This is a genomic window from Mycobacterium sp. 1165196.3, assembly GCF_001673415.1.
Taxonomy (GTDB): domain Bacteria; phylum Actinomycetota; class Actinomycetes; order Mycobacteriales; family Mycobacteriaceae; genus Mycobacterium; species Mycobacterium europaeum_A.
This window is the reverse complement of sequence record NZ_LZLU01000025.1, coordinates 41,984-68,979: the sequence shown is the minus strand read 5'-3', so window position 1 is coordinate 68,979 and position 26,996 is coordinate 41,984. Positions and strand designations below refer to the sequence as shown.

General features: G+C 66.1%; 23 protein-coding genes. 18 read left to right on the top strand and 5 right to left on the bottom strand.

Features of this window, described 5'->3' with window-relative positions; translation table 11 throughout:
• Nucleotides 1-190 precede the first annotated feature (190 nt).
• From A5659_RS03085 to A5659_RS03080, 3 genes are all read left to right on the top strand, one after another.
• Entirely contained in the window at nt 191-2,302 is a 2,112-nt protein-coding gene (locus tag A5659_RS03085; RefSeq protein ID WP_197497900.1) for an ATP-dependent DNA helicase UvrD2, read from the top strand.
• A 114-nt stretch (nt 2,303-2,416) separates the two neighbouring features.
• A complete protein-coding gene (locus A5659_RS28045; protein WP_197497901.1) occupies nt 2,417-2,575 on the top strand; it encodes a hypothetical protein in 159 nt (52 codons plus the stop codon).
• Between the two features lie 146 nt (nt 2,576-2,721).
• The gene (locus A5659_RS03080; protein ID WP_066871160.1) at nt 2,722-2,985 is read left to right on the top strand and encodes a WhiB family transcriptional regulator; all 264 of its coding nucleotides are present in this window, start codon (nt 2,722-2,724) and stop codon (nt 2,983-2,985) included.
• Between the two features lie 10 nt (nt 2,986-2,995).
• Here the strand turns inward: A5659_RS03080 and A5659_RS03075 are convergent, their stop codons facing one another.
• The 3 genes from A5659_RS03075 to A5659_RS03065 all read right to left on the bottom strand — a co-directional run bounded on the left by A5659_RS03075 (nt 2,996) and on the right by A5659_RS03065 (nt 6,772).
• Nucleotides 2,996-4,339 carry an AarF/ABC1/UbiB kinase family protein gene (locus A5659_RS03075; protein WP_066881657.1) on the bottom strand — a complete coding sequence of 448 codons (1,344 nt, stop codon included), beginning with the start codon at nt 4,337-4,339 and terminating at the stop codon, nt 2,996-2,998.
• 129 nt (nt 4,340-4,468) lie between these two features.
• Nucleotides 4,469-5,335, bottom strand: a complete 867-nt coding sequence (locus A5659_RS03070; protein WP_067143490.1) for a cyclodehydratase — start codon at nt 5,333-5,335, stop codon at nt 4,469-4,471.
• Between the two features lie 36 nt (nt 5,336-5,371).
• Nucleotides 5,372-6,772 carry a zinc-dependent metalloprotease gene (locus A5659_RS03065; RefSeq protein ID WP_197497899.1) on the bottom strand — a complete coding sequence of 467 codons (1,401 nt, stop codon included), beginning with the start codon at nt 6,770-6,772 and terminating at the stop codon, nt 5,372-5,374.
• Between the two features lie 104 nt (nt 6,773-6,876).
• Here A5659_RS03065 and A5659_RS03060 point away from each other — a divergent pair, with 104 nt between their 5' ends.
• The 7 genes from A5659_RS03060 (at nt 6,877) to A5659_RS03030 (ending at nt 16,550) form a co-directional block, all read left to right on the top strand.
• Nucleotides 6,877-7,899, top strand: a complete 1,023-nt coding sequence (locus A5659_RS03060) for a PDZ domain-containing protein (protein WP_066871152.1) — start codon at nt 6,877-6,879, stop codon at nt 7,897-7,899.
• Between the two features lie 74 nt (nt 7,900-7,973).
• Nucleotides 7,974-10,955, top strand: coding sequence for a UPF0182 family protein (locus A5659_RS03055; RefSeq protein WP_066871149.1), 2,982 nt, complete (start codon nt 7,974-7,976; stop codon nt 10,953-10,955).
• Between the two features lie 61 nt (nt 10,956-11,016).
• Complete coding sequence (locus tag A5659_RS03050) at nt 11,017-11,838, top strand: IclR family transcriptional regulator (RefSeq protein WP_156748782.1); 822 nt, start codon at nt 11,017-11,019, stop codon at nt 11,836-11,838.
• 202 nt (nt 11,839-12,040) lie between these two features.
• On the top strand, nt 12,041-12,721 hold the full coding sequence (locus A5659_RS03045; protein ID WP_197497898.1) for a helix-turn-helix domain-containing protein: 681 nt from the start codon (nt 12,041-12,043) through the stop codon (nt 12,719-12,721).
• Nucleotides 12,722-12,817: 96 nt separating this feature from the next.
• Nucleotides 12,818-13,267, top strand: a complete 450-nt coding sequence (locus A5659_RS03040) for a nitroreductase family deazaflavin-dependent oxidoreductase (RefSeq protein ID WP_067179263.1) — start codon at nt 12,818-12,820, stop codon at nt 13,265-13,267.
• Nucleotides 13,268-13,495: 228 nt separating this feature from the next.
• Nucleotides 13,496-15,196 (top strand): thiamine pyrophosphate-dependent enzyme, encoded by a 1,701-nt coding sequence (locus tag A5659_RS03035; protein WP_197497897.1) that lies wholly within the window; start codon nt 13,496-13,498, stop codon nt 15,194-15,196.
• Nucleotides 15,197-15,203: 7 nt separating this feature from the next.
• Nucleotides 15,204-16,550, top strand: a complete 1,347-nt coding sequence (locus tag A5659_RS03030) for an FAD-binding oxidoreductase (RefSeq protein ID WP_067179261.1) — start codon at nt 15,204-15,206, stop codon at nt 16,548-16,550.
• Between the two features lie 33 nt (nt 16,551-16,583).
• On the opposite strand, the gene A5659_RS03025 is transcribed toward A5659_RS03030, so the two are convergent.
• The gene (locus A5659_RS03025) at nt 16,584-17,399 is read right to left on the bottom strand and encodes a transporter substrate-binding domain-containing protein (RefSeq protein ID WP_231997719.1); all 816 of its coding nucleotides are present in this window, start codon (nt 17,397-17,399) and stop codon (nt 16,584-16,586) included.
• Nucleotides 17,400-17,873: 474 nt separating this feature from the next.
• Between A5659_RS03025 and A5659_RS03020 the strand changes: the two genes are divergently transcribed.
• From A5659_RS03020 to A5659_RS02995, 6 genes are all read left to right on the top strand, one after another.
• The gene (locus A5659_RS03020) at nt 17,874-18,824 is read left to right on the top strand and encodes a VOC family protein (protein ID WP_067179258.1); all 951 of its coding nucleotides are present in this window, start codon (nt 17,874-17,876) and stop codon (nt 18,822-18,824) included.
• Between the two features lie 93 nt (nt 18,825-18,917).
• Nucleotides 18,918-20,168, top strand: coding sequence for a cytochrome P450 (locus A5659_RS03015; protein WP_066871130.1), 1,251 nt, complete (start codon nt 18,918-18,920; stop codon nt 20,166-20,168).
• Between the two features lie 263 nt (nt 20,169-20,431).
• On the top strand, nt 20,432-20,614 hold the full coding sequence (locus tag A5659_RS03010) for a hypothetical protein (protein ID WP_066871127.1): 183 nt from the start codon (nt 20,432-20,434) through the stop codon (nt 20,612-20,614).
• Between the two features lie 69 nt (nt 20,615-20,683).
• Nucleotides 20,684-21,706 carry a methyltransferase gene (locus A5659_RS03005; RefSeq protein ID WP_082975879.1) on the top strand — a complete coding sequence of 341 codons (1,023 nt, stop codon included), beginning with the start codon at nt 20,684-20,686 and terminating at the stop codon, nt 21,704-21,706.
• The gene (locus A5659_RS03000) at nt 21,703-22,440 is read left to right on the top strand and encodes an alpha/beta fold hydrolase (protein WP_231997718.1); all 738 of its coding nucleotides are present in this window, start codon (nt 21,703-21,705) and stop codon (nt 22,438-22,440) included. Before A5659_RS03005 ends, A5659_RS03000 begins: the two co-directional genes overlap by 4 nt.
• Nucleotides 22,421-23,569, top strand: a complete 1,149-nt coding sequence (locus tag A5659_RS02995; protein ID WP_067179256.1) for an NAD(P)/FAD-dependent oxidoreductase — start codon at nt 22,421-22,423, stop codon at nt 23,567-23,569. Before A5659_RS03000 ends, A5659_RS02995 begins: the two co-directional genes overlap by 20 nt.
• Here A5659_RS02995 and A5659_RS02990 read toward each other — a convergent pair.
• Nucleotides 23,560-24,540 (bottom strand): GlxA family transcriptional regulator, encoded by a 981-nt coding sequence (locus A5659_RS02990; RefSeq protein WP_197497896.1) that lies wholly within the window; start codon nt 24,538-24,540, stop codon nt 23,560-23,562. The genes A5659_RS02995 and A5659_RS02990 overlap by 10 nt on opposite strands.
• A 162-nt stretch (nt 24,541-24,702) precedes the next feature.
• Here A5659_RS02990 and A5659_RS02985 point away from each other — a divergent pair, with 162 nt between their 5' ends.
• Complete coding sequence (locus A5659_RS02985; protein ID WP_066881662.1) at nt 24,703-25,353, top strand: HD domain-containing protein; 651 nt, start codon at nt 24,703-24,705, stop codon at nt 25,351-25,353.
• Between the two features lie 147 nt (nt 25,354-25,500).
• Nucleotides 25,501-26,880, top strand: a complete 1,380-nt coding sequence (locus tag A5659_RS02980; RefSeq protein ID WP_197497895.1) for an NAD(P)/FAD-dependent oxidoreductase — start codon at nt 25,501-25,503, stop codon at nt 26,878-26,880.
• The last annotated feature ends 116 nt before the right edge of the window (nt 26,881-26,996 follow it).

The window sequence follows — 26,996 nt, the reverse complement described above, 5'->3', positions numbered from 1 at the left end:
GTAGCCCGGCGACGATGCATTCCGCGACGCGGGATGCGGAGGAGTGGGCGATTGGGTGTAGCCCGGCGACGATGCATCCGTGCCGGGGGTACCGCGGAATCCGGCGACTCGCCGGGGCGACACGCCAGGCCGCCGATCAAGGTGTGGCGATGCGCCGGGTTTGTCGGCGACCGCTGCCAAGATGGACGCCATGCCGACGGTCGCCGATCCCTTGACAGCCGGGCTGGACGACGAGCAGCGCGAAGCCGTGCTGGCTCCCCGCGGCCCGGTCTGCGTGCTCGCCGGCGCCGGCACGGGAAAGACGCGCACCATCACGCACCGCATCGCGCAGTTGATCGCCAGTGGTCATGTCGCGGCGGGCCAGGTGCTGGCCGTCACGTTCACCCAGCGGGCAGCGGGGGAGATGCGCTCGAGGCTGCGGATGATCGACGCCGCGGCGGGCGAGGACACCACCGTCGGCGCGGTCTCGGCCCTGACGTTCCACGCGGCCGCCCACCGACAGCTGCGGTATTTCTGGCCGCGGGTGGTCGGCGACACCGGCTGGCAGCTGCTGGACAGCAAATTCGCCGTCGTCGCCCGGGCGGCCGCCCGCGCCCGGATCAACGCGAGCACCGACGACGTGCGCGACTTGGCCGGCGAGATCGAGTGGGCCAAGGCGTCGCTGATCGGGCCGGAGGAATACCCGGCCGCGGTGGCCGCCGCCGCGCGCGACATTCCGCTGGACGCCGCGCGGGTCGCCACCGTCTACGCCGCCTACGAAGCGCTCAAATCCCGCGGCGACAACGTCACCCTGCTCGATTTCGACGACCTGCTGCTGCACACCGCCGCCGCGATCGAAAATGATCCCGCCGTGGCCGAGGAGTTCCGGGATCGCTACCGCTGCTTCGTGGTCGACGAGTACCAGGACGTCACGCCATTGCAGCAGCGGGTGCTGACGGCGTGGCTGGGCGATCGCGACGACCTGACCGTGGTGGGCGACGCCAACCAGACCATCTATTCGTTCACCGGGGCCTCGCCGCGGTTCCTGCTCGACTTCTCCCGCCGGTTCCCCGACGCCACCGTGGTGCGCCTGGAGCGCGACTACCGCTCCACCCCGCAGGTGGTGTCGTTGGCCAACCAGGTGATCGCCGCTGCGCGCGGCCGGGTCGCCGGCAGCAAGCTGCACCTGGTGGGCCAGCGCGCGCCGGGCCCGGCGCCGTCGTTCTCCGAGCATCCCGACGAACCGGCCGAGGCCGCCGCGGTCGCCAAATCGATCAAGCGGCTCATCGAATCCGGCACCCCGCCGTCGGAGATCGCGGTGCTGTACCGGGTCAACGCGCAATCGGAGATCTACGAGGAGGCGCTGACCGAGGCCGGCATCGCCTATCAGGTTCGCGGTGGCGAGGGGTTCTTCAACCGCCAGGAGATCAAGCAGGCCCTGCTGGCGCTGCACCGGGCGGCCGAGCGCGGCTCTGAGCATGGCCCAGCGGGCCCGTTGCCCGACGTGGTGCGCGCGGTGCTGGAACCGCTGGGGCTGACGGCGGAGGAACCGGTGGGCACCCGGGCCCGCGAGCGCTGGGAAGCGCTGACCGCCTTGGCAGAGCTGGTGGACGACGAAGTCGCCCAGCGTCCGCAGCTCGACTTGCCCGGGCTGATGGCCGAACTCCGGATGCGCGCCGACGCCCGGCACGCACCGGTGGTGCAAGGCGTCGCGCTGGCGTCGCTGCACGCGGCCAAGGGGCTCGAGTGGGACGCGGTGTTCCTGGTCGGGTTGGCCGACGGCACGCTGCCCATCTCGCACGCGTTGGCGCACGGCGCAGAAAGCGAAGCGGTCGAGGAGGAACGCCGGCTGCTCTACGTCGGAATCACCAGGGCCAGAACGCATTTGGCGCTCAGCTGGGCGCTGGCCCGCAGCCCGGGCGGGCGCCAGGGGCGCAAGCCGTCGCGGTTCCTCAACGGCATCGCACCCCAGGCGCGGGCCGACGCGGCGCCCAACAAGTCTCGGCGCACCCGCGGCACCGCGACCCGCTGCCGGATCTGCAACAACAACCTGACCACCCCGGCGGCCGTCATGCTGCGGCGCTGCGAGACCTGCGCCGCCGACATCGACGAGGACCTGTTGCTGCGGCTCAAGGCTTGGCGGCTCGACATCGCCAAGGAGCAGAAGGTGCCCGCCTACGTCGTCTTCACCGACAACACGCTGATCGCCATCGCCGAGCTACTGCCCGACGACGAAGAGGCGCTGATCGCGATCCCGGGCATCGGCGCACGCAAACTGGAACAGTACGGGCCCGACGTGCTGGAGCTGGTCCGCGGCCGTTGACCGGTAAACCCGCAGGTCAGAAAATCGGTTGTGGTCATCGGCGCTGACCGTTTACCCTCGAAGCGCACAACTCGGCACCACGGAAGTCGGCATTACGGGAAGGGGGTGGCCACGATGATCAACGACGCTTTCGGTGTAGGCGTGGCCCGCGCGGCGTTCGACGCTGCCACCACCCATGCCGCACACGCCGCCTCGGCGGCCGCGCGTAAGCATCGCGCCGCCGCCGCGACCGACGCGTCCGTACAAGTCGGGGGCCCACCGAAGGCAAGCTAAGCACCAGCCCGGTTTTCTCCCCAGATGGCCACGGACCCGAAGTCACCAGGATCCGTGGCCATAGTTGTTCCGCAGACAACTTCCTGACCTGGTCCGGATCACTCCCCACGGACGCCCAACCCAGATCAGGAAGTAGGTGGTAGGACATGTCGGCACCGACAGTCCCCAGACAATCCCTGCCGTGTCACGTCGGAGATCCCGACCTGTGGTTCGCCGACACCCCGGCCGATCTCGAGCGGGCCAAGACGCTGTGCACCGGCTGCCCGGTCCGCCGCCAGTGCCTGGCGGCCGCACTGGAACGGGCCGAGCCCTGGGGCGTGTGGGGCGGCGAGATCATCGACCGCGGCTCGGTCCTGAGCTTCAAACGGCCCCGCGGACGCCCGCGTAAAGACGACGGAGCCGCCGCCTAGGGCGCAGCAGCTAGATGACCGCGTTGTCGGGTTCGGCGAAACCGGGCACCAGTTCTTCGGACAGCGCCTTGATCGGCACGTGGGCGTCGAGCTGACACAGGATCGCAGCCACCGACATGATCACCCGCATCGGGATCACCAGCTTGGGCGGCAGATCCATCTGCCGGGCCGTGCGGATCTGCGACACCGACCGATCGATCTCGATGGCGGACATCTTCTGCAGCCACTTGCGGGTGTAGTGGAAGACCTCGACCTCGACGGGTTCGACGTACTGGCGCAGCATGTCGTCGATGTCGCGCACCGACACCTGCTGGCCCTTCTGGATGAAGCCGGCCTTCTCCATCGTCGGCAACAACTCGTCGTAGTTCTTGTCGCGGGCCAACCGGATGCTCATACCGAGCTCGATCGGCAGGCCGTCGGGCAGCGCGGCCACGGCGCCGAAGTCGATCACGCCCATGCGGCCGTCGGGCAGCAGCATGAAGTTGCCGGGGTGGGCGTCGCCGTGCAGCATCCCCAGCCGGCGCGGCGCGTCGAAGGTGAGCTCGAGCAGGCGGGTGCCCATCAAGTCGCGCTGCTCGACGGTGCCGTGCCGGATGATCTCGGCCATCGGGGTGCCCTGCATCCACTCCTGGATCACCACCTTCGGCGCGCTGGCCACGATGCGTGGCACCGCGAAGTGTGGGTGGTCCTGGTAAGCCTTCGCGAAGGCGCGCTGATTCTCGGCCTCCAGCCGATAGTCCAGTTCCATCTCGGTGCGCTCGATCAGCTCGTCCACCACGCCCTGCACGTCGGCGCCCGGCGCGAGCTGCTTGAACACCCCGACCAGGCGCTGCATGGTCTTGAGGTCGGCCCGCAGTGCCTCGTCGGCGCCGGGGTACTGGATCTTGACCGCCACCTCGCGGCCGTCGGACCACACGCCCTTGTGGACCTGGCCGATGCTGGCCGACGCCACCGGGGTGTCGTCGAACGAGCTGAACCGTTCGCGCCACTTGGTGCCCAGCTGGGCATCGAGTACCCGGTGCACCTTGGCGGCGGGCAGCGGCGGGGCGTCCTTCTGCAGCTTGGTCAGCGCTTCGCGGTACGGCTCGCCGAATTCCTCGGGGACCGCGGCCTCGAGCACCGACAGCGCCTGGCCCACCTTCATTGCGCCGCCCTTGAGTTCACCCAGCACGGTGAACAGCTGGTGGGCGGCCTTTTCCAGGATCTCGGCCTGGACCTCGTCCCTGGACTTTCCGGTCAGCCGCTTACCGAATCCGATCGCTGCCCGGCCGGCGAACCCGACGGGAATGCTGGCCAGCTTCGCGTTGCGCGCAGCGCGGCCCCTTTTGATGTCTGCCACGTATCCATCATCCATGATGGCCACCGCGATGTGGAGATAAGCCGACAACGGCCGTTGTCACATTGTGTAAACGCAGGTCAGGGTGCCAATCGGCCGTCGTTCGCGGCCCGCAAGGCCAAGCGCCACAATGAAAGTAGGCGTGATTCAGCATGAGCACAGCGGGTGTTTGACCCAGTGCCGCGTGACGATCGCGCCGGAGTGCACATCGAATTCCAGGGTCGCGTTCAGCGTCTGGGGTGGGTCGGGATCGGCCGCCGCCTCCCGTCGGTGCACGGCCGCGATCACCCGGTTCACCTGAGCCAGCGCCAGCGCCGCCGTCGCCAGCACGGTGGCCCGATCGGCGATCCCGACGGTTTCGCGCAGCTGCGCGCAGATCGCCGGCCAGGCGGCGTCGCGGTCCCGGCGGTGCAGGTCCGCGCAGCCCAGGCAGCTGGTCACCCCGGGGATCACCAGCGGACCCACCAGCCCGATGCCGTCGCGCACCCGCACCAACAGGTGGGCGACGCCCTGGCTGTGCAGATCGCGCACCATGCGCGGGTCGGCGACGAGGAAGTCCGACAGCACCACCAGATCGACGTCGTGGGCCGACACCGCGGCGTGCGGTTGGCTGCTGTGCGCGATCCGCGCGCCCGAACAGCGCAAGGTCTCCACCAGCAGCTCCGAGAGCGGCCCGCGGCCGTGGATCCGCACCGAGGCCGCCCGCTCGCGCGGCCGCCCGCATTCGGTGGCCACGCCGGCACCGACCAACTGCGCGACCAGGTTTCGCAGACCGTCGGCGTCGGTCAGCCCGCGGTCGAGCGCGCGGCGCTGCAACTCCGAGAGCGGGGTCGGCGACCACATCGACCGCAACAGGGTGGCCAGCTCGGCGGCGGCCAGGCCGCCCGGCGGGCGGACCAGCACCGCGCGCCGCGGATCCCAGCCCACCTGGACCGCGCCGTCGGGCCGCAGCAGGACCGGCAGCGCTGGGTCCAGCGCGTAGGTGGAAAGCGTGGCCGGGCGCCGCTGCGTCACGGCGTCACTGTGTCACGCGCGCGGCGATGGTCCCGCTCAGTTATCCACAGAGCCGCCGTCGGGCGGGCCGTCGGGGCCTTGGCCCTCGCGCTCGAGTTTGGCGATGGCCTCGTCGATGCCGCTGGTGTCGCCGCCGATGACCCGGTCGATGAAGCCCGCCGGCTCGTCGAGGTCCCCGGCGTCGGGCAGCAGATCCGGGTGTTGCCAGATGCCGTCGCGGGTGTCGACCCCGGCGGCCTCGGTCAGGCGCTCCCAGAACGCCGCGGCCTCACGCATCTTGCGGGGCCGCAGCTCCAGCCCGACCAGCGTGGCAAAGGTCTGCTCGGCCGGGCCGCTGCTGGCCCGGCGGCGCCGCATCGTCTCGCCCAGCGCGGCCGCACCAGGGATCCGGTCGCCCAGCGCCCCGGCCACCACCACCTGCACCCAGCCCTCGATGAGGGCGAGCAGTGTCTCCAGCCGTTCGAGCGCCTGCGTCTGGGCCGGCGTGGCCTTGGGCTCGAAAACGCCCTGCCCGAGCAGGTTTTCGATGGCCGCCGGATCCGACAGCGACGCCGGATTGAAGTCGCGCGCCAGTTCCTCGATTCCGGACATGTCGATCTGCATGCCCATGGCGTAGGCCTCGACGGCGCCGAGCAGTTGGCTCGACAGCCACGGCACGTGACTGAACAGCCGGTGGTGGGCGGCCTCCCGCGCGGCCAGGAAGGTCAGGACCTCGCTGCGCGGCCGCTCCAGTCCGGTGGCGAACGATTCGACGGCGTCGGGCATTACCGCGGCAATTCCCTTGGGCCCCAAGGGTAGACCGATGTCGGTGGAGGTCAGCACCTCGCGGGACAGTCGGCCCAGCGCCTGTCCGAGCTGCGAGCCGAACGCCATGCCACCCATCTGCGACATCATCTGCAGCAGCGGGCCGGCCATGCTCTTGGCCTCCTCGGGCAGCGACGCCGCCCACACCGTCGAAATCTGTTGTGCCATCGGGTCGCACAGCCGCTTCCAGGTCTCCAAGGTGTTCTCGACCCAGTCGCCGGGCGTCCAGCCCACCGCCTTGGTGGTGCCCGCCGGCAGCGCCGTGGCCCCGTCCAGCCAGGTTTCGGCCAGATGCACCGCGTCGGCGATCGCCGAGTTGGTGGTGTCCGGGATCGGCGCCACAAAGCCGATCGAATTCGTCGCGACGCGGCGCGCCAAGTCGTAGTTCACCGGCCCGGAGCCGGTTCCGGCGGGCCCGACAGTGCCCGCGCTGGAAAACATCTGGCCGAGTTGGGTGAAGATCTGCCCCAAGTCGCCCATGCCGAATTCACCGCTCATGCCGAAGGCGGCGAACGGGTCAGACGGGTTCGAGCCCGATTCGGGATCTTTCTTCCCGCGTTTGTCGGGGTCGTCTCCAGAGTCTCCCGAGGAGAACCCGAAAGGCAGGTCAGCCATACCCTCAACGGTACTCACCGCTAGGTCAGGCGGCGCGACCTCGGGTCAGCTTGTAGCTGAACCAGGCTGACCCGACGTCGTGGCTGAACACCGCGCGGCACCCGCCGTCTAGTCTGATCGGCGTGAACAGGCGCATCCTGACCTTGGTGGTCGCGCTGGTGCCGATCGTGGTGTTCGGCGTGTTGCTGGCCGTGGTGACGGTGCCGTTCGTGTCGCTGGGGCCCGGCCCCACCTTCGACACGCTCGGCGAGGTCGACGGCAAGCAGGTGGTGGCGATCGAGGGCACCCAGACGCATCCGACTACCGGGCACCTCAATATGACGACGGTGTCCCAGCGCGACGACCTGACGCTGGGCGAGGCGCTGACGCTGTGGCTTTCGGACACCGAGCAGCTGGTACCGCGCGACCTGATCTATCCGCCCGGTAAGTCGCGCGAGGAGGTCGACAAGGCCAACAACGCCGACTTCAAGCAATCCGAGGACAGCGCCGCCTATGCCGCCCTGGGTTACCTCAAGTACCCGGCGGCGGTCACCGTCGCCAAGGTCCCCGAGCCGGGCCCCTCGGCGGGCAAGCTGAAGACCGGTGACGCCATCGACGCGGTTAACGGCGTCCCAGTGGCCACCGTCGAGGAGTTCACCGGGTTGCTGAAGAACACCAAGCCCGGCCAGGTCGTGACGATCGATTACCGCCGCAAGAACGAGCCGGCCGGTGTGGCGCAGATCACCCTGGGTGCCAATAAGGACCGCGACTACGGCTTCCTGGGCGTCGCGGTGCTCGACGCGCCGTGGGCGCCGTTCACCGTCGACTTCAACCTGGCCAACGTGGGCGGGCCGTCGGCCGGGCTCATGTTCAGCCTCGCGGTGGTCGACAAACTGACCACCGGGGACCTGGCCAAGTCGAATTTCATCGCCGGGACGGGAACCATTTCGTCGGACGGCAAGGTCGGCCAGATCGGCGGCATCACCCACAAGATGGTCGCCGCGCATGCGGCCGGGGCCACGGTGTTTCTGGTGCCGGCCAAGAACTGTTACGAGGCCAGCTCGGACAATCCGTCCGGCCTGCGGTTGGTCAAGGTCGAGACGCTCGGCCAGGCAGTGGATGCGTTGCACGCGATCGGTTCGGGTGGGCAGGCGCCAAGCTGCTAGCGAAGCCCGGCGATCACGGGTTGTGCCATGCGTAGAGTTGTCACCGTCTAGCAATCGATCAGGGAGCGTAGCCAGTGGGGATGCGGCCCACCGCACGGATGCCGAAGCTGACTCGGCGTAGCCGGATTCTGATCCTGATCGCACTGGGTGTGATCGCTTTGCTGCTCGCGGGTCCGCGGCTGATCGACGCATACGTCGACTGGCTGTGGTTCGGCGAGCTCGGGTATCGCTCGGTGTTCTCCACCGTGCTGGTCACCCGGTTCGTGGTGTTTTTGATCGCCGGCCTGCTGGTGGGCGGCATCGTGTTCGCCGGGCTGGCGGTGGCCTACCGCACCCGCCCGGTGTTCGTGCCGAGCAACGACAACGACCCGGTGGCGCGCTACCGCGCCCTGGTGCTGTCGCGGCTACGACTGGTGAGCGCCGGTATCCCGGTGGCGGTCGGCCTGCTGGCCGGCATCGTCGCCCAGAGCTATTGGGTGCGAATCCAACTGTTCTTGCACGGCGGCGATTTCGGCATCCGGGACCCGCAGTTCGGCAAGGACCTCGGTTTCTACGCGTTCGAGCTGCCGTTCTACCGGCTGCTGCTGTCCTACCTGTTCGTCGCGGTGTTCCTGGCCTTCGTGGCGAACCTGTTGGCCCACTACATCTTCGGCGGCATTCGGCTGTCCGGCCGCACCGGGGCGCTGAGCCGGTCGGCGCGAATCCAGCTGGTCACCCTGGTCGGGGTGCTGGTGCTGCTCAAGGCCATCGCCTACTGGTTGGACCGCTATGAGTTGTTGTCGCACACCCGCGGCGGCAAGCCCTTCACCGGCGCCGGCTACACCGACATCAACGCGGTGCTGCCGGCCAAGCTGATCCTGATGGCCATCGCGCTGATCTGCGCGGGCGCGGTGTTCTCGGCGATCGTGCTCAGGGATTTGCGGATTCCCGCGATCGGTGTGGTCCTGTTGCTGCTGTCGTCGCTGATCGTGGGGGCGGGATGGCCGCTGATCGTCGAGCAGATCAGCGTCAAACCCAATGCCGCGCAAAAGGAAAGCGAATACATCAGCCGCAGCATCGCCGCGACGCGGCAAGCCTACGGTCTGACGTCTGACCAGGTCACCTACCGCAACTACACCGGCGACGCGGGGGCCACCGCCCAGCAGGTCGCCGACGACCGGGCCACCACATCGAACATCCGGCTGCTCGATCCGACGATCGTCAGCCCGGCGTTCACCCAGTTCCAGCAGGGCAAGAACTTCTACTACTTCCCCGACCAGCTCTCCATCGACAGGTACCAGGACCGCACCGGGGCCCTGCGTGACTACGTCGTGGCCGCCCGCGAACTCAACCCCGACCGGCTGATCGACAATCAGCGCGACTGGATCAACCGGCACACCGTGTACACCCACGGCAACGGCTTCATCGCGTCGCCGGCCAACACGGTGCGCGGAATCGCCAACGACCCCAACCAGAATGGCGGCTACCCCGAATTCCTGGTCAACGTCGTCGGCGCTAACGGCGGGGTGGTCTCCGACGGCCCGGCGCAGCTCGACCAGCCGCGCGTCTATTTCGGGCCGGTCATCGCCAACACGTCGGCCGACTACGCGATCGTCGGTCGCAACGGCACCGACCGCGAATACGACTACGAGACCAGCAACGAGACCAAGAACTACACCTACACCGGGCTCGGCGGCGTCCCGATCGGCGACTGGCTGTCGCGCAGCGTGTTCGCCGCGAAATTTGCCGAGCGAAACTTCTTGTTCTCCAACGTGATCGGCTCCAACAGCAGGATCCTGTTCAACCGTGACCCGGCGCGGCGGGTGGAGGCGGTGGCGCCGTGGCTGACCACCGACAGCGCGGTGTATCCGGCGATCGTGAACAAGCGACTGGTGTGGATCATCGACGGCTACACCACGCTGGACAATTACCCGTATTCCGAACTCACGTCATTGGAGTCGGCGACCGCGGACTCCAACGAGGTGGCGTTCAACAGGCTGGCACCCGACAAGCGGGTCTCCTACATCCGCAACTCGGTCAAGGCGACCGTGGACGCCTACGACGGCACCGTCACGCTGTACCAGCAGGACGAGCAGGACCCGGTGCTCAAGGCGTGGATGCAGGTCTTCCCGGGCACGGTCAAGCCCAAGAGCGATATCAGCCCGGAGCTGGCCGAGCACCTGCGCTATCCCGAGGACCTGTTCAAGGTGCAGCGGATGTTGCTGGCGAAATATCACGTCAACGATCCGGTGACGTTCTTCTCCACGTCGGATTTCTGGGACGTGCCGCTAGATCCGAACCCGACGGCCAGCAGCTACCAGCCGCCGTACTACATCGTCGCGAAAAACATTGCGAAGAACGACAATACGGCGTCGTATCAGCTGACCAGCGCGATGAACAGATTCAAGCGCGACTATCTGGCCGCCTACATCAGCGCCAGCTCCGACCCGGCGACGTACGGCCGGATCACCGTGCTGACCATCCCGGGTCAGGTCAACGGGCCCAAGCTGGCCAACAACGCGATCACCACCGATCCGGCGGTGTCCCAGGACCTCGGTGTGATCGGGCGTGACAACCAGAACCGGATCCGGTGGGGCAACTTGCTCACCCTGCCGGTGGGCCAGGGCGGGCTGCTCTACGTCGAACCCGTGTATGCGTCCCCGGGGGCCAGCGATGCGGCGTCGTCGTATCCGCGGCTCATCCGGGTGGCGATGATGTACAACGACAAGATCGGGTACGGCCCCACGGTGCGGGACGCCCTGACGGGGCTGTTCGGTCCGGGTGCGGGCGCGGCGGCGACGGGCATCCAGCCCACCGAGTCCGGCACGCCCGCCGCCAGTCCGCCGGCCAACACGCCGCCGCCGGCCGTGACACCGGGTTCGGCGCCGCCGGTGGCCGCACCGCCGGTCGCCGACGGTTCGGTGACACTGTCCCCGGCGAAATCGGCTGCCCTGCAAGAGATTCAGGCGGCCCTCGGCGCGGCCAAGGACGCGCAGAAGAAGGGCGATTTCGCCGGCTACGGTGCGGCGTTGCAGCGCCTGGACGACGCGATCACCAAGTACAACAACACCAAGTAGGTCGGACGCGGGCCGGCGAAGCGCATCTCGCAAAGGCTGCTGCCCGCGCTAATGCAGCATTTTGGCCCCATGCCGCTTCGGGGATAACCTCGTCGACGACATTCTGAGCAGGCTGTTGTTGCTTTTCGGCACCGGGCATAGATCGCACGTGCTCGCCGTTGCAGTCGGCAACAGCAACCTCAAAGGGGTCGATGGTGGGCCAACGGTGGATCGCATGACCGCCAGTGATAGGCGGGTGGGCGCGGCGGGCGGTTCGCTTCGCAACGACGGCCGCGGGGTCCTCGAGAGCGCATTTGAACTGCTGGAGCTGGTGGCTGCGTTGGAGCCGGTGCGGCTGCTGGATTTGGCGAATGTGAGCGGGATCCCGCGGGAGACGGTCCGTCGACTGTTGCAGCAGTTGATCGCGGTCGGGGCGGTCAGTCGCGAAGGCAGCCGGTATCGGTTGGGCGCGAGCCTGTTGGGGTTGGGTTCGCGGGTGAGTCCGGAGCGTCGATTGCGGGTGGCCGCCCGTCGGCCGATCGCCGAGCTGGCAAGCGCCACTGGGGCTGCGGTTCAGTTGTCTGCGCTGATCGGTGGCGAGGTGGTGTACCTGGACACGGTGGACGCTCGCGTTCCGTTCGGAGTGGTCGCCCAACCGGGGGCCCGGGTACCACCTAGATGCGCAGCCGCACGAGCCCACACCGAATTGGGTTTTACCGCACCAATAGTGGACACCGGCGAGGTTATCAAGGGTATGAGCTGTGTCGCGGTAACCATTCCTTTGGGCAACGGCGCTGTGGCAGCTGTGTCGACGCTTGTTCCGCGACCGCGGCCGCCGCTCGGGCTGCTCGCTGCCACCAGGGCCACCGGTGTCCGTATCGCCGGGCTCCTTCGTACACCGTGAATTGCTATCAGCGAGAAAACCCACTGAGTGGGCACAGATTGGCCGCTTGTCCCGCGGCTTCTTAACGTCATAGCCGTGGCGGCCACACACCGGTCCGGTACTACCTTCGGATCCTTTGACAGCGAAAGGCATACCTTGAACGAGGGGTTGACGTATGTGCTGATTTCGGGCCGCCGGCATGGAGTCTGGTCAAGGCGACCGGTTGCCAAGCGGCCTGGTCTGGGCGATGGCGATGATCCGTCGGGTTGTGGACGGCTCGTTTCCTAACGACGGCCGCGGGGTTCTCCAGAGCGCATTTGAACTGCTGGAGCTGGTGGCTGCGTTGGAGCCGGTGCGGCTGCTGGATTTGGCGAATGTGAGCGGGATCCCGCGCGAGACGGTCCGTCGACTGTTGCAGCAGTTGATCGCGGTCGGGGCGGTCAGTCGCGAAGGCAGCCGGTATCGGTTGGGCGCGAGCCTGTTGGGGTTGGGTTCGCGGGTGAGTCCGGAGCGTCGATTGCGGGTGGCCGCCCGTCGGCCGATCGCCGAGCTGGCAAGCGCCACTGGGGCTGCGGTTCAGTTGTCTGCGCTGATCGGTGGCGAGGTGGTGTATCTGGACGTGGTGGACGCTCGGATTCCGGTGGGATTCACAGCCGAACCTGGGGCTCGGGTGCCGCCAGGTACGGCGACTGCGCGGGCTTATACCGAGTTGGGCCGCGCCCCCATAGTGGATGCCGGCGGGGTGCTGGCGGATCTCAGCTGCGTTGCCATAGCAATTCCTCTCGGCGACAACGCGGCGGCAGCCGTTTCGGCGCTCATCCCGCAACGCCGGCCTCCGCTGGGACTGCTGGCTGCCACCAGGGCTACCGGCAGCCGCATCGTCAGCCTCCTTCGCAACCCGTGAAACGGTGCCAGGCGCGAAAACCCACTCAGTGAGCCCAGGTTTGCCGCCCGTCGCGTGGTTTCCTAACGTCGCGGGCATGACAGGCGCAAACTGCTCATGAGCAATATGACTCCGGCGGAGCAACTGGTGCTCCTACCGCTGCTGCGCCTTCATGGCATGGTCTATCGGAGGACCGACGGTCGGATCGGCCACCGGATGCCAGGCATGCCACCCTGTTTGCTGTTACACACCACGGGCGCGAAGACCGGTCAGCAGCGCAGCAATGCACTGACCTACGCCAAGGACGGCGACTCGTATCTGGTCGTCGCGTCCTTCGGTGGTAGCGATAAGCATCCGGGCTGGTACCACAACCTACGGAACCAGCCGGACTGCGAAATAAACGTGGGGCCAATACGATTCGCGGTGACAGCACGCAGAGTCGCACCCGGTGACGCCGGCTACGCTCGGCTGTGGGAGATCGTCAATACAAACAACGCGAACCGATACACCGGCTACCAGAGCCGAACATCGCGGCCCATCCCGGTTATCGCGTTAACCCCCGCCTGAAGGGCTTACCGCAGCTCTTTGGCCGGCAGCTGCCATCCGGTGCGTGACAGGTAGATGCGGCGATGAACCCGGCACCGCCTTCGGCGTGTGGATGGTCGGCGCGCTGATCGCACACCACACTAGCCCTCAAATCAGAAGCGACTAACCGTGAATCACTGATCAGCTAGCAAAACCCACCCAGTGGGCGCGGGCTCGCAGTTGGCCTCGTCGCTTCCTAGCGTCACTCGTGTGACACGCGCTCATGGCGCCAAGAATGGCGCAGAAGTACTGCTGGATCATTTGGAATCCCAGGGCGTGGACTGCATTTTCGCCTCTCCCATCGCCGTGATGGCGCCGATCTGGGAAGTGCTTGCCCGGCGCGGCAACGAGATGAGGCTGCGGTACTTCCGCTGTCGCCATGAGCTGTTGGCGGTGAGCCTGGCATCGGGTTACTACAAGGCCACCGGCCGAAGCCAGATCGTCTTCTTGCCGACATCGTTGGGAGTTCAAAACGCGTCGATGGCGCTGAGCACGGCGCTGCAGGAGCGCACACCGATGACGGCACTGTCGCCCGACACGCTCAGCTATGGTGATGACCCCGACGGCGATCCCGGTGCCGAATGGCCCGCACTGCTGACCGACCATGCCGGCCCGGCGCGCAACGCCGAAGTCGTCGTCAAGTGGGCGAAGCGAGCGCGCACGCCGTTCGATCTGGTTCACGAACTCCGGCGCGCCCGCTTCATCGCCGAGTCCGTCCCGCTCGGCCCGACGCTGTTGGAGATACCGTTTCAGCTGTTGCTGGGCGAGGGTCACCCCGAGGTCCCCCCGTGGGTTCCCGCTGCACCGAATGTCGCGACACCAGAACATATCGACCGGGTGGCCGGAATTCTCGTGCGCGCGACAAACCCGATCATCGTCACCGAACACGGCGGGCGCACCGACGCCGACCGCAACGCCCTGATAGGCATCGCCGAGGCGCTGTCGGCGCCCGTCTTCGAATTCTGGAATCCCGCCTATCACAACTTTCCGCGGTCGCACCCCCTGTACGGGGCGGGGCCGGTGGAAGCGGTGCTGGGTGAAGCCGATGCCGTGCTGTTGGCCGGCTGCAATGGACCGTGGCATCCGCCGCAGGCGGCGTTACGCCCAGGGTGCGCGGTCATTCACCTCGAACAAGACCCGCTGCGCCCGCGCGGTGCCTATTGGGGCTACCCGATCACTCACGCGATCCCGGGGAATGTGTCGATCAATCTGGTTGCGCTCGCTGCCAATCTACAAACGCGATCGGCCGTTCGGCACGACGCCGACGAGCGGTGGACGCGCTACACGGACGGCGTGCGCGCCAAGGGAATCGAAGAAGCTCGCCAACTAGCGTTGCAGGCAACCGATTTCGTGTGTGCCGCCGACTTGTTCGGTGCGTTGCACGACGCACTTCCCGACGACGCGATCTGTGTCGATGAGATCACGTCTCAAGTGCCGCAAATGATTCAATTCCTGTACACCCGTAAACTTTTCGAGCAGTATCGCGGTTGGGCAGGAGCACTGGGCACCGGCCTGGGCACCGCACTCGGCGTCAAGCTCGCGCGCCCGCAGCAAGTGGTCGTCTGCATCCTCGGTGACGGAGCGTGGCACTACAATCCCGTGCCGGCTGCGCTGGGATTCGCACAGGAATACGGAGTTTCGCTGCTCATCGTGCTGTGCAATAACCGGCAGTACGCATCCCAGATCCGAAACCTCGTCAGGTACTACCCGGATAGCGCGGCCGTCCGCGAACAGAACTTCGTCGGCAACACCATTGAACCGATGCCCGACTACGTGAAGCAGGCCGAAGCGTATGGCGGCATGGGCGAACGCGTGCAGAAATTCGATGAGCTGGCCGTGGCCGTGCAGCGGGCGCTCGAAGCCGTCGCATCAGGGCGGACGTTCTTGCTGGACGTCGTCGTCAACCCGTAGGAGATAAATGACCACCCCCGCTGTGATATCCGCGGCCGCCGCCGACCTGACGAGAGCGATCAATGCCACGCAAGTGCGGGTCCCCGGTGCTGCGCCGTTGATCTGGAATGCGGCGGCGCAGCATCGTCCGGCATTGATCGTGCGACCCGAGTCATCGTTCGACGTGCAGATAGCCATCCGGGTGGCGCGTGACCGCGGGATGCGGCTCTCGGTGCTCGGGGGTGGCCACGACTGGCTTGGTCGCGCTGTGTGCGACGGCGGTCTGGTGATCGACATGTCCGGGATGCGAAGTGTCACAGTCGATACCACGGTACCGGTCGCAACGGTGGGCGCGGGTGTCACAGCGACTGATTTGACCGACGCGGTCACGCCGTACGGGCTGGTTGCCGCCACCGGCAACTGCGGCGGCGTCGGTATGGCCGGCCTGACACTCGGCGGAGGTTACGGACCGCTCAACGGCCGGTTCGGCCTTGCCTCGGACAACCTGGTCGGTGCAGAGGTTGTCCTGGCGGACGGTCGAACCGTCGCAGCCGACGCGACTCACGAGCCGGAGCTGTTCTGGGCACTGCGCGGTGGCGGCGGCAACTTCGGGGTGGTCACCTCGATGCGCGTGCGGTTACATCCGCTGGACCGGTTGATCGGCGGGATGATCACCTTCCCGTGGTCGCAGGCCGCGACGGTGTGGCGTGGGCTCGGTGAGCTGTTGTCGACGGCTCCGGACGAGCTGACCGTGTTAAGTGGACTGCTTTGCGACCCAGGCGGAAATCCGGCGGTGTTCCTGGCTCCGGCCTTCAGCGGCGATCATCGTTGCGGCGAAGCCGCCGTCGATAAGCTCGTCAAGCTTGGAACTCCGCTGACCACACAGGTCGCGCCGATGACGTACCTCGAATGGCTGAGCCTGTTCGATGCCTGGAGCGTGCGTGGGCAGTGCTGGGCGATTCGCACCCGCACGGTCGCGGGGTACACACCTGGGGTGATCGATACGCTCCGCGAGGCCGGTCGGGCGCTGACCTCACCACCCAGCGGCATCGCCATCCACCACTGTCACGGCGCGTCGACGCGCGTCGCCTCGGACCAAACCGCGTTCGCAAACCGCCGCCCACACTTCGTCGTCGAGATTGTCGCCAGTTGGGAGACCGGGGATGGTGCTACTCACCGTGCGTGGGCCGACGCGGTGTCGGCGGCGCTTGCGCCTCACGCCCAACCGGGCGGCTACGCCAACCTGTTGGGACCCGATGACCACGAGCAGGTCGCGAATGCCTACGGCGAGAACGCCGTCCGACTCGCCGCCGCGAAAGCGCGGTACGACCCCGACGGCGTCTTCACCGCCATTCCGCTTCCCAGCGTCGGTTAGAGGAGGGCTCGAGTGTCGATCGGCCCGCAAGAATCATGGCCCGATTAGCGCACCCAGGTACCTCTGGCTTAGCGCTGCGTAGGTTCCGTCGTTCTGTGCGATGTTGAGCCACAGATTGATCCATTGCTGCACGTCCGTGGCGGTTCGAGGAATGAGATAGGCCTTTTGTTCGAACGTGAACGGATGGTCCAGACTCTGACCGCAGAGCTGCGGATCCTGGCCTGTCTGCCAACGGATCTCACTGGCATCGGTGATCATGACATCGGCGGCGTCGTTAGTGATTTGGCCGAAGATGGTGTTGTTGTCCGGATAGTTCACCACGTGCGCATTGTGGAGATGGCCGTTGTCGAATTCGGCATTGGTGCCACCGGGGTTGACGACCACGCGGACACCCGGGCGGTCAATGTCGCTCAGGGTCTGGAACTTTGATGCCTCAGCGCAACGGACGATGGCCGCTTTTCCATCGCGTAGGTAGGGAGCGCTGTAGATCGCATGCTCGGCGCGGTTGAGCGTGATGGTGATTCCTCCCATCGCCACATCGCACTTGTTGCCCAGATCGTTGACAACACTTGCCCACGTGGTCGGCACCATGTCCAGCCGGACTCCCAGTCGAGTGGCCATGTCGTGGGCCATGTCGATGTCGAGCCCACTCCAGATGCCCTGTGCGTCACGATACGTGAATGGGCGGTAGTCGCCGGTACTGCACACACGGACCGTGCCGCGCTGCAGAATTTGTGGCAATCCGACGGACGCCGGCGTGGCTGTCGATGACGTCGTAGTCGGTGAGTCACACCCCGCGGCGAGCGCGGACATGGCGACCAATACAGGAATCGCGACCAACCCGATCATGATCGGCCGCCCCGTCATTGGGGAAGTGCCGACGCCTCTAGCCATTCGCCTTACCAGAATCACTCGTCACGAATGCTCCTCAATGACCTGACGGCCCCTTCTGGGATCCGTCCTGGTACTCCTTGAGCGCCAATCTATTACCCCAGCCTAGAGCTCGGGCGCTGCCCCTATCGCCACACCGTCAAACGGTGACCGGCCGGTAAAGCCCACTCAGTGGGCGCAGGTTAGCCGCTGGGCGCGTTGCTTTTTAACGTCGCAGGTGTGACAAAGAACAGATCTGGCCACACTGCTCATCGCGGTTGGCCCGAGGTGGTATCAGCTGCGCTTCCGCAGCATGTGCTTCCCGGCGGCTACGCCAACGTGTCTATGCCCGATGGCCCGATCAGACCGCAAACGCTCACGGCGAGAACGATGTCCGAAGCGGCTTTCCGCTTCCTGGGGGCCCGATGACCACCCGCCGGCGGGAGAGCTCGAATGTCGTACATCATCGATAGTCACCACATCACCATGTCGGTGAACGGGGCCCAGGAGGACGTTGACTTTCACGTCAAGATGCTGGGTCTACGGCTGATCAAACGGACGGTGTTGTTCGACGGCACGATCCCGATCTATCACCTGTATTACAGCAACGCCAACGGCGACCCGAGCGCGGTGCTCACCACGTTCCCGGTTGGCCAGGCCGGGATGTGCGGGCGACGTGGTACCAACCAGGCACGTGAGGTATTGCTCGCCGCTCCCGCGGGTTCGCTGAACTACTGGTCCTCCAGGTTGCAGGAACGGGCCGCGGACGTCCGGGACGCGACCGTGTTCGATCGCCGCCGCGTCCTGTTCCGGCATCCGTGCGGGATCGAGTACCAGCTGGTCGAGGTCGTCGACGACCCTCGTCGGGGTTACACCGGCAACGGTGTGCCCGAGGAGTACGCCATCCACGGGATTTACGGTGTAGGCGTACACGTGACGGGGCCGGACACCGCAGTCGAGTTCGCCGCCAACCACCTTGGTGCTCGCGAGGGTTTGACCGAAGGTGACCGTTTTGCGTTGGAGGCCGGTAAGTCCGGGCTCGGCGGTGCGGTCGAGCTTGTCGTCAATCGCACAGATGGGCCGGGCACGTGGACCTATGGTGCCGGAACTATTCACCACTTCGCTTGGAACGCAGACACTCTCGAAAACCAGAGCGACCTGAAACTCGAGATCGAGGGTGCCGGCTACACAGATATGTCCGAAGTTCGAGACCGCAAGTACTTCAAGTCGGTCTACGTCAGATCACCCGGCGGCGCCCTTTTCGAACTGGCCGTGACACACAATGACGGTGGCTGGGACTGCGACGAGTCGCCGCAGGAGCTGGGCACGCAATTTCAGCTGCCGGAGCAATTCGAGGCGCGGCGCGAGGAGATCCTAGGCCGCCTCGAGCCGATCAGGCTCTGAGGATGCGTCGAAGCGAGGACGGCCGCGCGTCGACGGCGGCGCATTGGGTCTTCATCTATCGAAGTTCTGACAACCCCGGAGTGAGGAATCCACATGAACGCACCCACAATGCATGACGCCACCAAAGTTCTGGCTGACCCATCGGCATACGCCGACGACGAGCGGCTGCACACGGGGCTACGGCAGCTGCGGGCAACCAATCCGGTTGCATGGGTGGACCATCCGCCGTATCGGCCGTTCTGGGCGATCACCAAGCACGCTGACATCATGGCGATCGAGCGCGATAATGACCTCTTCATCAGCGCGCCCCGCACAATGCTCACAGCCGCCGCCGTCGACGATCTGCGCAATGCAGAGCTAGACGCCGGGACCGGCATGCGCACCCTGGTCCAGATGGACGGCGCATACCACCGCAAGGTGCGCGCGATCTCCGCGAACTGGTTCCGCCCCGCGGCCATGCGCAACCTGAAGGCGCAGGTGGACCAGCTGGCCAAGCGCTGTGTCGACAAGATGTGCGAGATCGGACCTGAGTGCGACTTCGTCACCGACGTCGCAGCCGACTTTCCGCTCTACGTCATCCTGTCCCTATTGGGTCTTTCCGAATCCGAGTTTCCTCGGATGCGCACGCTTACCCAGGAAATGTTCGGCCGCGATGACGCCGAATACCAGCGAAGTCAAGGCCCCCAGGCCGTGCTCGCGGTGATGCAGGACTTCCTCAACTACTTCGCCGAGCTGACCGCGTCGCGCCGCCAGAACCCCACCGGCGACCTGGCCTCGGCCATCGCGAACGGGCGCGTCGACGGCGAGCCGCTCTCGGACGTGGACACCGCGTCCTACTACGTGATCATCGCCAGCGCCGGCCATGACACCACCAAAGACGCCATCTCCGGCGGGCTGCGCGCGCTCATCGAAAACCCCGGTGAACTAACGCGATTGAAGCAGGACCTCACGCTGATGCCGACGGCGATCGAGGAGATGATCCGGTGGACCACCCCGGTGAAGGAATTCATGCGCACCGCAACCGCCGACACCACGGTTCGGGGGGTCGACATCGCCGAAGGAGAGTCGGTGTATCTGGCATACGCGTCCGGCAACCGCGACGAGGAGGTCTTCGACGATCCGTTCCGCTTCGACATCCGCCGCGATCCCAACAAACACCTGGCCTTCGGGTACGGCGTGCACTTCTGCCTCGGTGCCGCATTAGCGCGGATGGAGATCAACAGTCTCTACCGCGAACTGCTCCCCAGGCTGAAATCGATCGAGCTCGCAGGCGAGCCGGAATTGTGCGCGACGACACTCGTCGGTGGTCTCAAACACCTGCCGATCCGCTACTCACTGAAGTGATTCCGGCTCTGCCGATCCGTGACACAGAAGGGCCCACCATGACGAGATTTCCGGAGGATTACCCACTGCAGCCGCCCCTGGCGATGATAGTGCGGCAAGCATGCGTTCACAGCTTCATCGCGATAGTGCTGGTCTTTATGGGCACCATGCTATGGGCCGCGGCTTTCGGTGACCTTCCAGGGTCTGCCAAGACCTTCCCACGTTGCGAGCAATACGACCTCGGGCCAACGGCTTCGGCCGGCCGACTCGATCGATGATCAACAATGACCATATCGCTGAGCGCGAGAATGGGTTTCGGCTCAATGCGTAATCACTATGTGTTGCCTGATTTTTCACAGTCGGCCGAATTGGACCGTCTTGTCCAGAACACCTTTCTGCGCCAACTCGTCCTCCACGGTCTCGTCACGGTCTTGCTGCTGGCAGCCGTTATCGCGATGAGTTGGTAGCCCTCACCCGGTCCGGGCGGCGGGCGCGGCCGTGATTTTTGTCAACCAGAATGAGGAGGTTGGGAGACAATGCCATTGGATCCGCCGGCGTCATCGCCGGCGAAAGCGATGCAGGGGCTCATACTGGGCGCGTGGGTAGCGCAGACCATTACTACAGTTGCCGACTTGGGAGTGGCCGATGCGCTTGGCGACGGGCCACTGCACATCGATGAACTCGCCGACAAAGTCGGAGCCGATTCCGATGCGTTGCGCAGGGTGTTGCGAGCATTGATCAGCAAGGGCATCTTCGCTCAGGGCGACGATGGCCGCTATGAACTGACCGAGCGAGCAGACCTGCTGCGCTCGGACGCCCCGGTATCTATGGCGGCCCTGGCGCGGCTCGTGGGCGCACCGCAGGAGCGCGAACATTGGAGCCTGCTCACCCAGACTGTTAGAGCCGGCACTTCGCCGGTCCAGGCGTTGCGCGGTAAGCGCTTCTTCGACTACCTGCGCGACGAACCCGAATTCAGTGCGATCTTCAACGACGCGATGACGGGCTTGTCGGCGTACGTAGATGGACCGCTCGTGGCGGCGTATGACTTCACGCCATTCGCTACCATCGTCGACGTCGCGGGCGGTCATGGCCGCTTGCTCGCGGCCATCCTGGCCTCGGCCCCGAACACGCGTGGTGTGCTGTTCGACCTTCCCGATGTGGTGGCCGAAGCAGCGCCGCTGCTACGAAAGTTAGGCGTGGCGCAACGGGTTCGCCTGGTTGCGGGCTCCTTCTTCTGCGATGTTCCGCCGGGAGCTGATGCCTATGTGCTCAAGCACATTGTGCACGACTGGTCCGATGACGCGGCGCTGCAAATCCTGCGGAATGTGAGGAGGGCTGCGCCAACTGGCGCGGCCTTACTGCTCGTCGAGACGGTAATCCCCGAAGACACCCGCGAATTCATCGGCAAGATCGCTGACATCGAGATGTTGCTGTTCAACGATGGGCGTGAACGCACCGCCAAGGAGTATCAGCGACTCCTCGATGAAGCCGGCTTCGAGATGACTCAAGTCTTCGATACCGAAACGGATTTCAGCGTGATCGAGGCTCGCGCCAGATGATTCTCGACGGGACCCTACCGCCGGACACGCAAGGGCTGACGTATGTGCTGATTCCAGGCGGCTGGCACGGCGCCTGGTCCTGGCGGCCGGTTGCCAACCGGCTTCGCGCGGCGAGTCATCGGGCGATCACCCTGACGCTGCCGGGTCTGGGCGACGGCGATGACCCGTCGGGTTACCAGCTCGGGGACGCGGTCGACTACATCGTCAACGAGGTGCGCCGGCTCGAGCTGGACAATGTGGTCCTCGTCGCGCACAGCTGGGGCGGCTACCCCGCGACCGGCGCCGCTCACCTTCTGCGCGGCCGGGTCAGCAAGATCGTCTACTACAACGCTTTCGTGCCGGTTCGGGTCAGGTCGCTCGTCGACGAAACCCCGCCAGACACACGCGAGTTGATGCTGCAATTGATCGACGGATCACCGTTCGGCGCCATTGCACCGAGCCTGGAGTACGTCGAACAGCTGTTGCTGCAAGGCGTCGCCCCAGCGTTGCAGCGATTGGTGGCGGATCTGATGACCCCGCAACCCGGCGGCTACTTCCTTGGCGCTCTCGACATCGATGCGGCGAGTCTCGGTGTTTCCACCGCCTACGTCACCGGCGACAGCGATCAGGCGATGCCGCACCCGGGGCCCGAATTTGCCGCCCGGCTCGGTGTAAAACCGGTCGTCGTTCCGGGGACACACGACGGAATGCTGACCCACCCCGACGAAGTGGCCAATGCGATCCTCGCGACCTGACCGGGCAGTAGTGGTTATTGGTGCCGGCCCGGCCGGCATTTCTGCCGCGCTGAGCTTGAAGGACAACAGAATCCGGCCATTGCTCATCGACCGGGCCGATGCAGTGGCCGCGTCGTGGCGCGGCCGGTATGACCGGCTCAGGCTCAACACCGGTCGGCAGTTCTCCCACCTGCCGGGCCGGCCATACCCGAAGGGGACTCCGCTCTATCCGACTCGTGACCAGGTCGTCGCGCACCTTGACCGACACGCGGGCGAGGACGGCATCGACCTCCGGCTCAACACCACGGTCGAGCGGATCGACCGCTGTACGGTGGGATGGCGGTTGACAACGTCTGACGGCGACCTCGACGCTCGACACGTCGTGGTCGCCACGGGTTACCTGCACACTCCCTTGATCCCGGATTGGGCCGGCACTTTCAGCGGTGAGCTATTGCATTCATCGAGTTATCGAGGCCCGGCGCGGTACGCGGGCAAGCGCGTGCTGGTGGTCGGGTCGGGATCCTCGGGAATGGAGATCGCCCACGACCTGACCGTAGGCGCGGCGGCCAAAGTCTGGCTCTCGGTAGGAACTCCACCAAACCTCTTGCCGCGTAAGGGGCCTGTCGGGCTGCCCAACGACGTGCTCTCGATTCCGTTGTTCCATCTGCCCCCGCGGGTAGCCGACCGGATCTCTAACGCAGCGCGCCACCGCGCATTCGGCGACCTCCAAGAATTCGGTCTGCCTGTTCCGGAGGAAGGCCCGTTTGCCAGAGCCCACCGGCTGCACGCCGCACCGACAGTTGTCGACCGCGAGGTCATCGACGCGGTGCGCGACGGATCCATCGAAGTGGTCGGGGCGGTCAGCGCGCTCGAGGGTGCCAAGGCGGCGCTGGCCGACGGTGCACGAATTCAACCCGACGTGATGATCTGCGCGACCGGATACGGGCCCGGCCTGGGCCCGTTGGTCGGGCACTTGAGGGTACTCGCACCCGACGGCGCACCGGTCCTGCTGGCGCCGACGCCTGCGGCCGATGGCCTGTACTTCCATGGTCTGCTGAGCCGCCCAGCGTTGATCGGCTACGTAGCGAAACAATCGCGAACCCTGGCCAGGCGCATCTCGCAAGACTGCCACTCGATCGCTCAGGCGTAGGCCGTTCGGAACCTGTCCCGATAGGCCTTCGGGCTGATGCCCAGGTGGTTGACGAACACGCGTCGCAGGGTTTCGCTGCTGCCGAAGCCGGCCATGCCCGCGGACTCGCTGACGGACCGGCCGGATTCCAATGCCCCACGGGCGAAATCGATGCGAACCAATTCGACATAGCGGGCCGGGGTCATCCCGAGCTCGGATTGGAAGAGTCGGGTCAGCTGACGGGTGCTCAGTGACGCCCGCGCGGCAAGGGACTGCACGCTGTGGTTCGCGGCCGGGTCGGCCGCGACCGCGTCGATGACCGCACGCAGCGGCGACTGCGGCGGGGGATCGGCCTCGACCAACACCGAGAATTGTGATTGGCCCCCTGCGCGTTTGAGGTAGACGACCAGCCACCGGGCAACGTTGCGGACCAGTTCGGTGCCGTAATCCATTTCGACCAGCGCCAGCGCCAGGTCGATGCCCGACGAGATCCCGGCCGAGGTGAAGACGTTGCCGTCGCGGACGAAGATCGCGTCGGGATCGACGGTGACATCGGGGAAGGCACGCGCGAACCGCCGGGCATCGTGCCAGTGCGTGGTGGCGCGCCTTCCGCTGAGCAGGCCCGCCTGCGCGAGGACGAACGACCCGGTGCAGATGGAGGCCAGCCGCCGGGTCCGGGCCGACACCGATCGGATGGCCTCGACCAGGGCGGGGTCGATGGCGTGCGCGGGCAGGTTGTCGCTGCCGGCGACCAGGACGGTGTCGGCGGATTCGATCGCCGCAATGCTGTCGGTCACGCCAAGTCGGGACCCGAGCGAACTGGTCACGTCGCACCCGTCCAGCGACGCGATCTTGACCTGGTAGTCGGCGCCGAACCGGTTGGCCTCGACGAAGACCTCACCCGCGCCCGCGACGTCCAACAGCGTCACCCCGTCGAACACGACGATCACCACCACCCGCGTACGCGCTTTGGCTTCGGTCACGCCAGCCATTGTGTCGCAATTTGTGGGAAATATGGCGGCTGGGCGGCTAGCGGGCCGACCGACGGTGGCGAACGCGTCGCATTCTGTGGTGAAGACGGCTCAAACGATTCGGGTGGCTTGAACGGCGCGGTCGAATACTGAGGACAGTCCACCCGACACAGGAGGTTGATCATGGTCACTCAACACGTCGAGAGTATCGCCGACATCGTCATACCGGACACCCCGCTGGTTCGCGAGATCACCGAGTTCATCCGCGAGGCCGAGGGTGACCTGCTCTTCGACCATTCGCGGCGCGTGTTCTTGTTCGGTGCGCTGCAGGGGCGGCGCCGGGGCCTGGAGCCCGACCTGGAACTGCTGTACGCCGGGGCGATGTTCCACGACCTGGGCCTCACCGAGCGGTATCGCACGTCCACCCTGCGCTTCGAGGTGGACAGCGCCAACGCGGCGCGGGCTTTCCTGTTGGAGCACGGCGTCGGCGAGGCCGACGCCGCCAAAGTGTGGCTCGGCATCGCGTTGCACACCACGCCCGGCATACCCGAATTCATGGAACCCGAAATCGCTTTGGTCACAGCCGGTGTCGAGACCGACGTGCTGGGCATCGGACGCGACGACCTTTCCGCGGAAGCCCTCGCCGCGGTCACCGCGGCGCATCCCCGGCCTGACTTCAAGCGGCGAATCTTGGCTGCCTTCAACGAAGGCATGAAACACCGCCCGCACAGCACCTTTGGCACCGTCAACGCCGATGTGCTGCAACACTTCGATCCCACTTTCCGCCGTGACGACTTCGTCGAGATCATCCTGGACAACACCTGGCCCGAGTAGGCGCTCCGTCCGCGCGGCCGGTGATGTCGCGAACTGTGGGATAGCGGTCTGAAATCGCACCGGTGCCCCGACGGTCACCGCAGCAGACTGAGCGGTGACCGCCGGGGGATGCGGCGGTTCTCATCAGGTGCGATCACAGGAGTCAGCTTGAAGACGAATGCGTCCGAAATCGGGGACACCGCAATAGTTCTCGGGGGAAGCATCACCGGCTTACTGGCGGCACGGGTACTGGCCGACTTTTATCGCGACGTTGTCGTGATCGAACGAGACGTTCTCCCGGACGGACCGCGGACCCGCCGCGGGGTCCCGCAAGGCGGCCTGCCGCACATCCCACCGGCACGGCTAACACGAAGTTTGGAACAGCTTTTTCCCGGTTTCCTCGACGAATTGGTGGTCGGCGGTGCCCGAGTCTGGGACGACGGCGACCTGTCGCGCCTCTGCATCAATTTCGGTGGACACGAGTTGCTGCGCTCGGGCAACGTCCCCGACCCGGAGTCGATCGTTATCCACTACGCGCACCGCGCTTTTCTCGAGTGGAACCTACGTCGGCGCGTGCATGCCCTTCCCAATGTCGAGTTGCTGCAGGGCCGTGACGCGGTGCGGTTGACGTCCACCCAGCAGCGCGCCCGCGTGACGGGTGTCGTGGTGGCGCGACGTGACTCGGGCGCCGAAAGCGTCCTGACCGCAGACCTTGTCGTTGACGCGACGGGCCGCGGCTCGCGGACACCGATCTTTCTCGAAGAACTCGGGTATCGCCGTCCACGCGAGGACGAATTGAAGGTGCACGTCACCTACGCCGGTCTGCCGGTTTATCTGGAGCCGGGCACCTTGCGGGAGAACGTCACGCTCACCGCCGCCCAGCCCAGCCGGCCGGTCGCATTCGCGATGTTCGCCAGGGAGAACAACGCGTACATGCTCGCGGTGCAAACGCTGTCCGGGCAACCGGCGCCCACCGATCGCGCCGCCCTGTTCGATTGTCTGACCGGTGTAGCGCCCCCACATGTGCTGGCCGCCGCGCGGGCCGCGGAACCGCTCGCGAACGTCACGCATTACAAGTTTCCCTCGAATCGATGGCGACGCTACGACAAGCTGACGCGCACGCCCGACGGCCTGATCGTGATGGGCGACGCGCTGTGCAATTTCAATCCTCTTTACGGCCAAGGCATGTCGATCGCCGCCATCGAGGCGTTGATTCTGCGTGATTGCCTTCGGGACGGCGGCGACAAACTGCCACGGCGGTTCTTCGGCCGCGCTGCCAAGGAGATCGCCGTGGCCTGGCACACCGCCGTGAGTTCGGACCTGGCACTGCCGCAAATAGCGGGGAAGCGAACCGTGTCGGTGCGGCTCAGGAACGCTCTGGTGGAGCGCATGGTCCGCGCCGCGCAAACCGACCCGGAAATGGTCCAGCGATTCCTGCATCTGATGAACATGGTCGGCCGGCGCGCGGAGCTGTTTCATCCATCCACGATGCTGCGCATGGTTCCGAATGCGCGGAACGTCCCGATAGCGACTCGGACCTCAGCGTGAGCGCTGCCTCGATCGACAGAAAGCAGGACATGACGCGAAGCGACTGCCACACTTGGGATTTGGCCACCGGTGACCTGGCCGCCGCCCGGCCCGGCCGCCCCGGCTGATTAGCGGAC

What these genes read in the sequence shown, in the direction of transcription:
- A5659_RS03085 (WP_197497900.1), top strand. Translation starts at nt 191, where the DNA reads ATGCCGACGGTCGCCGATCCCTTGACAGCCGGGCTGGACGACGAGCAG.
- A5659_RS28045 (WP_197497901.1), top strand. Translation starts at nt 2,417, where the DNA reads ATGATCAACGACGCTTTCGGTGTAGGCGTGGCCCGCGCGGCGTTCGAC.
- A5659_RS03080 (WP_066871160.1), top strand. Translation starts at nt 2,722, where the DNA reads ATGTCGGCACCGACAGTCCCCAGACAATCCCTGCCGTGTCACGTCGGA.
- A5659_RS03075 (WP_066881657.1), bottom strand. Translation starts at nt 4,339, where the DNA reads ATGGATGATGGATACGTGGCAGACATCAAAAGGGGCCGCGCTGCGCGC.
- A5659_RS03040 (WP_067179263.1), top strand. Translation starts at nt 12,818, where the DNA reads ATGAGCAATATGACTCCGGCGGAGCAACTGGTGCTCCTACCGCTGCTG.
- A5659_RS03030 (WP_067179261.1), top strand. Translation starts at nt 15,204, where the DNA reads ATGACCACCCCCGCTGTGATATCCGCGGCCGCCGCCGACCTGACGAGA.
- A5659_RS03025 (WP_231997719.1), bottom strand. Translation starts at nt 17,399, where the DNA reads ATGATCGGGTTGGTCGCGATTCCTGTATTGGTCGCCATGTCCGCGCTC.
- A5659_RS03020 (WP_067179258.1), top strand. Translation starts at nt 17,874, where the DNA reads ATGTCGTACATCATCGATAGTCACCACATCACCATGTCGGTGAACGGG.
- A5659_RS03015 (WP_066871130.1), top strand. Translation starts at nt 18,918, where the DNA reads ATGAACGCACCCACAATGCATGACGCCACCAAAGTTCTGGCTGACCCA.
- A5659_RS03010 (WP_066871127.1), top strand. Translation starts at nt 20,432, where the DNA reads ATGACCATATCGCTGAGCGCGAGAATGGGTTTCGGCTCAATGCGTAAT.
- A5659_RS03005 (WP_082975879.1), top strand. Translation starts at nt 20,684, where the DNA reads ATGCCATTGGATCCGCCGGCGTCATCGCCGGCGAAAGCGATGCAGGGG.
- A5659_RS03000 (WP_231997718.1), top strand. Translation starts at nt 21,703, where the DNA reads ATGATTCTCGACGGGACCCTACCGCCGGACACGCAAGGGCTGACGTAT.
- A5659_RS02995 (WP_067179256.1), top strand. Translation starts at nt 22,421, where the DNA reads ATGCGATCCTCGCGACCTGACCGGGCAGTAGTGGTTATTGGTGCCGGC.
- A5659_RS02990 (WP_197497896.1), bottom strand. Translation starts at nt 24,540, where the DNA reads ATGGCTGGCGTGACCGAAGCCAAAGCGCGTACGCGGGTGGTGGTGATC.
- A5659_RS02985 (WP_066881662.1), top strand. Translation starts at nt 24,703, where the DNA reads ATGGTCACTCAACACGTCGAGAGTATCGCCGACATCGTCATACCGGAC.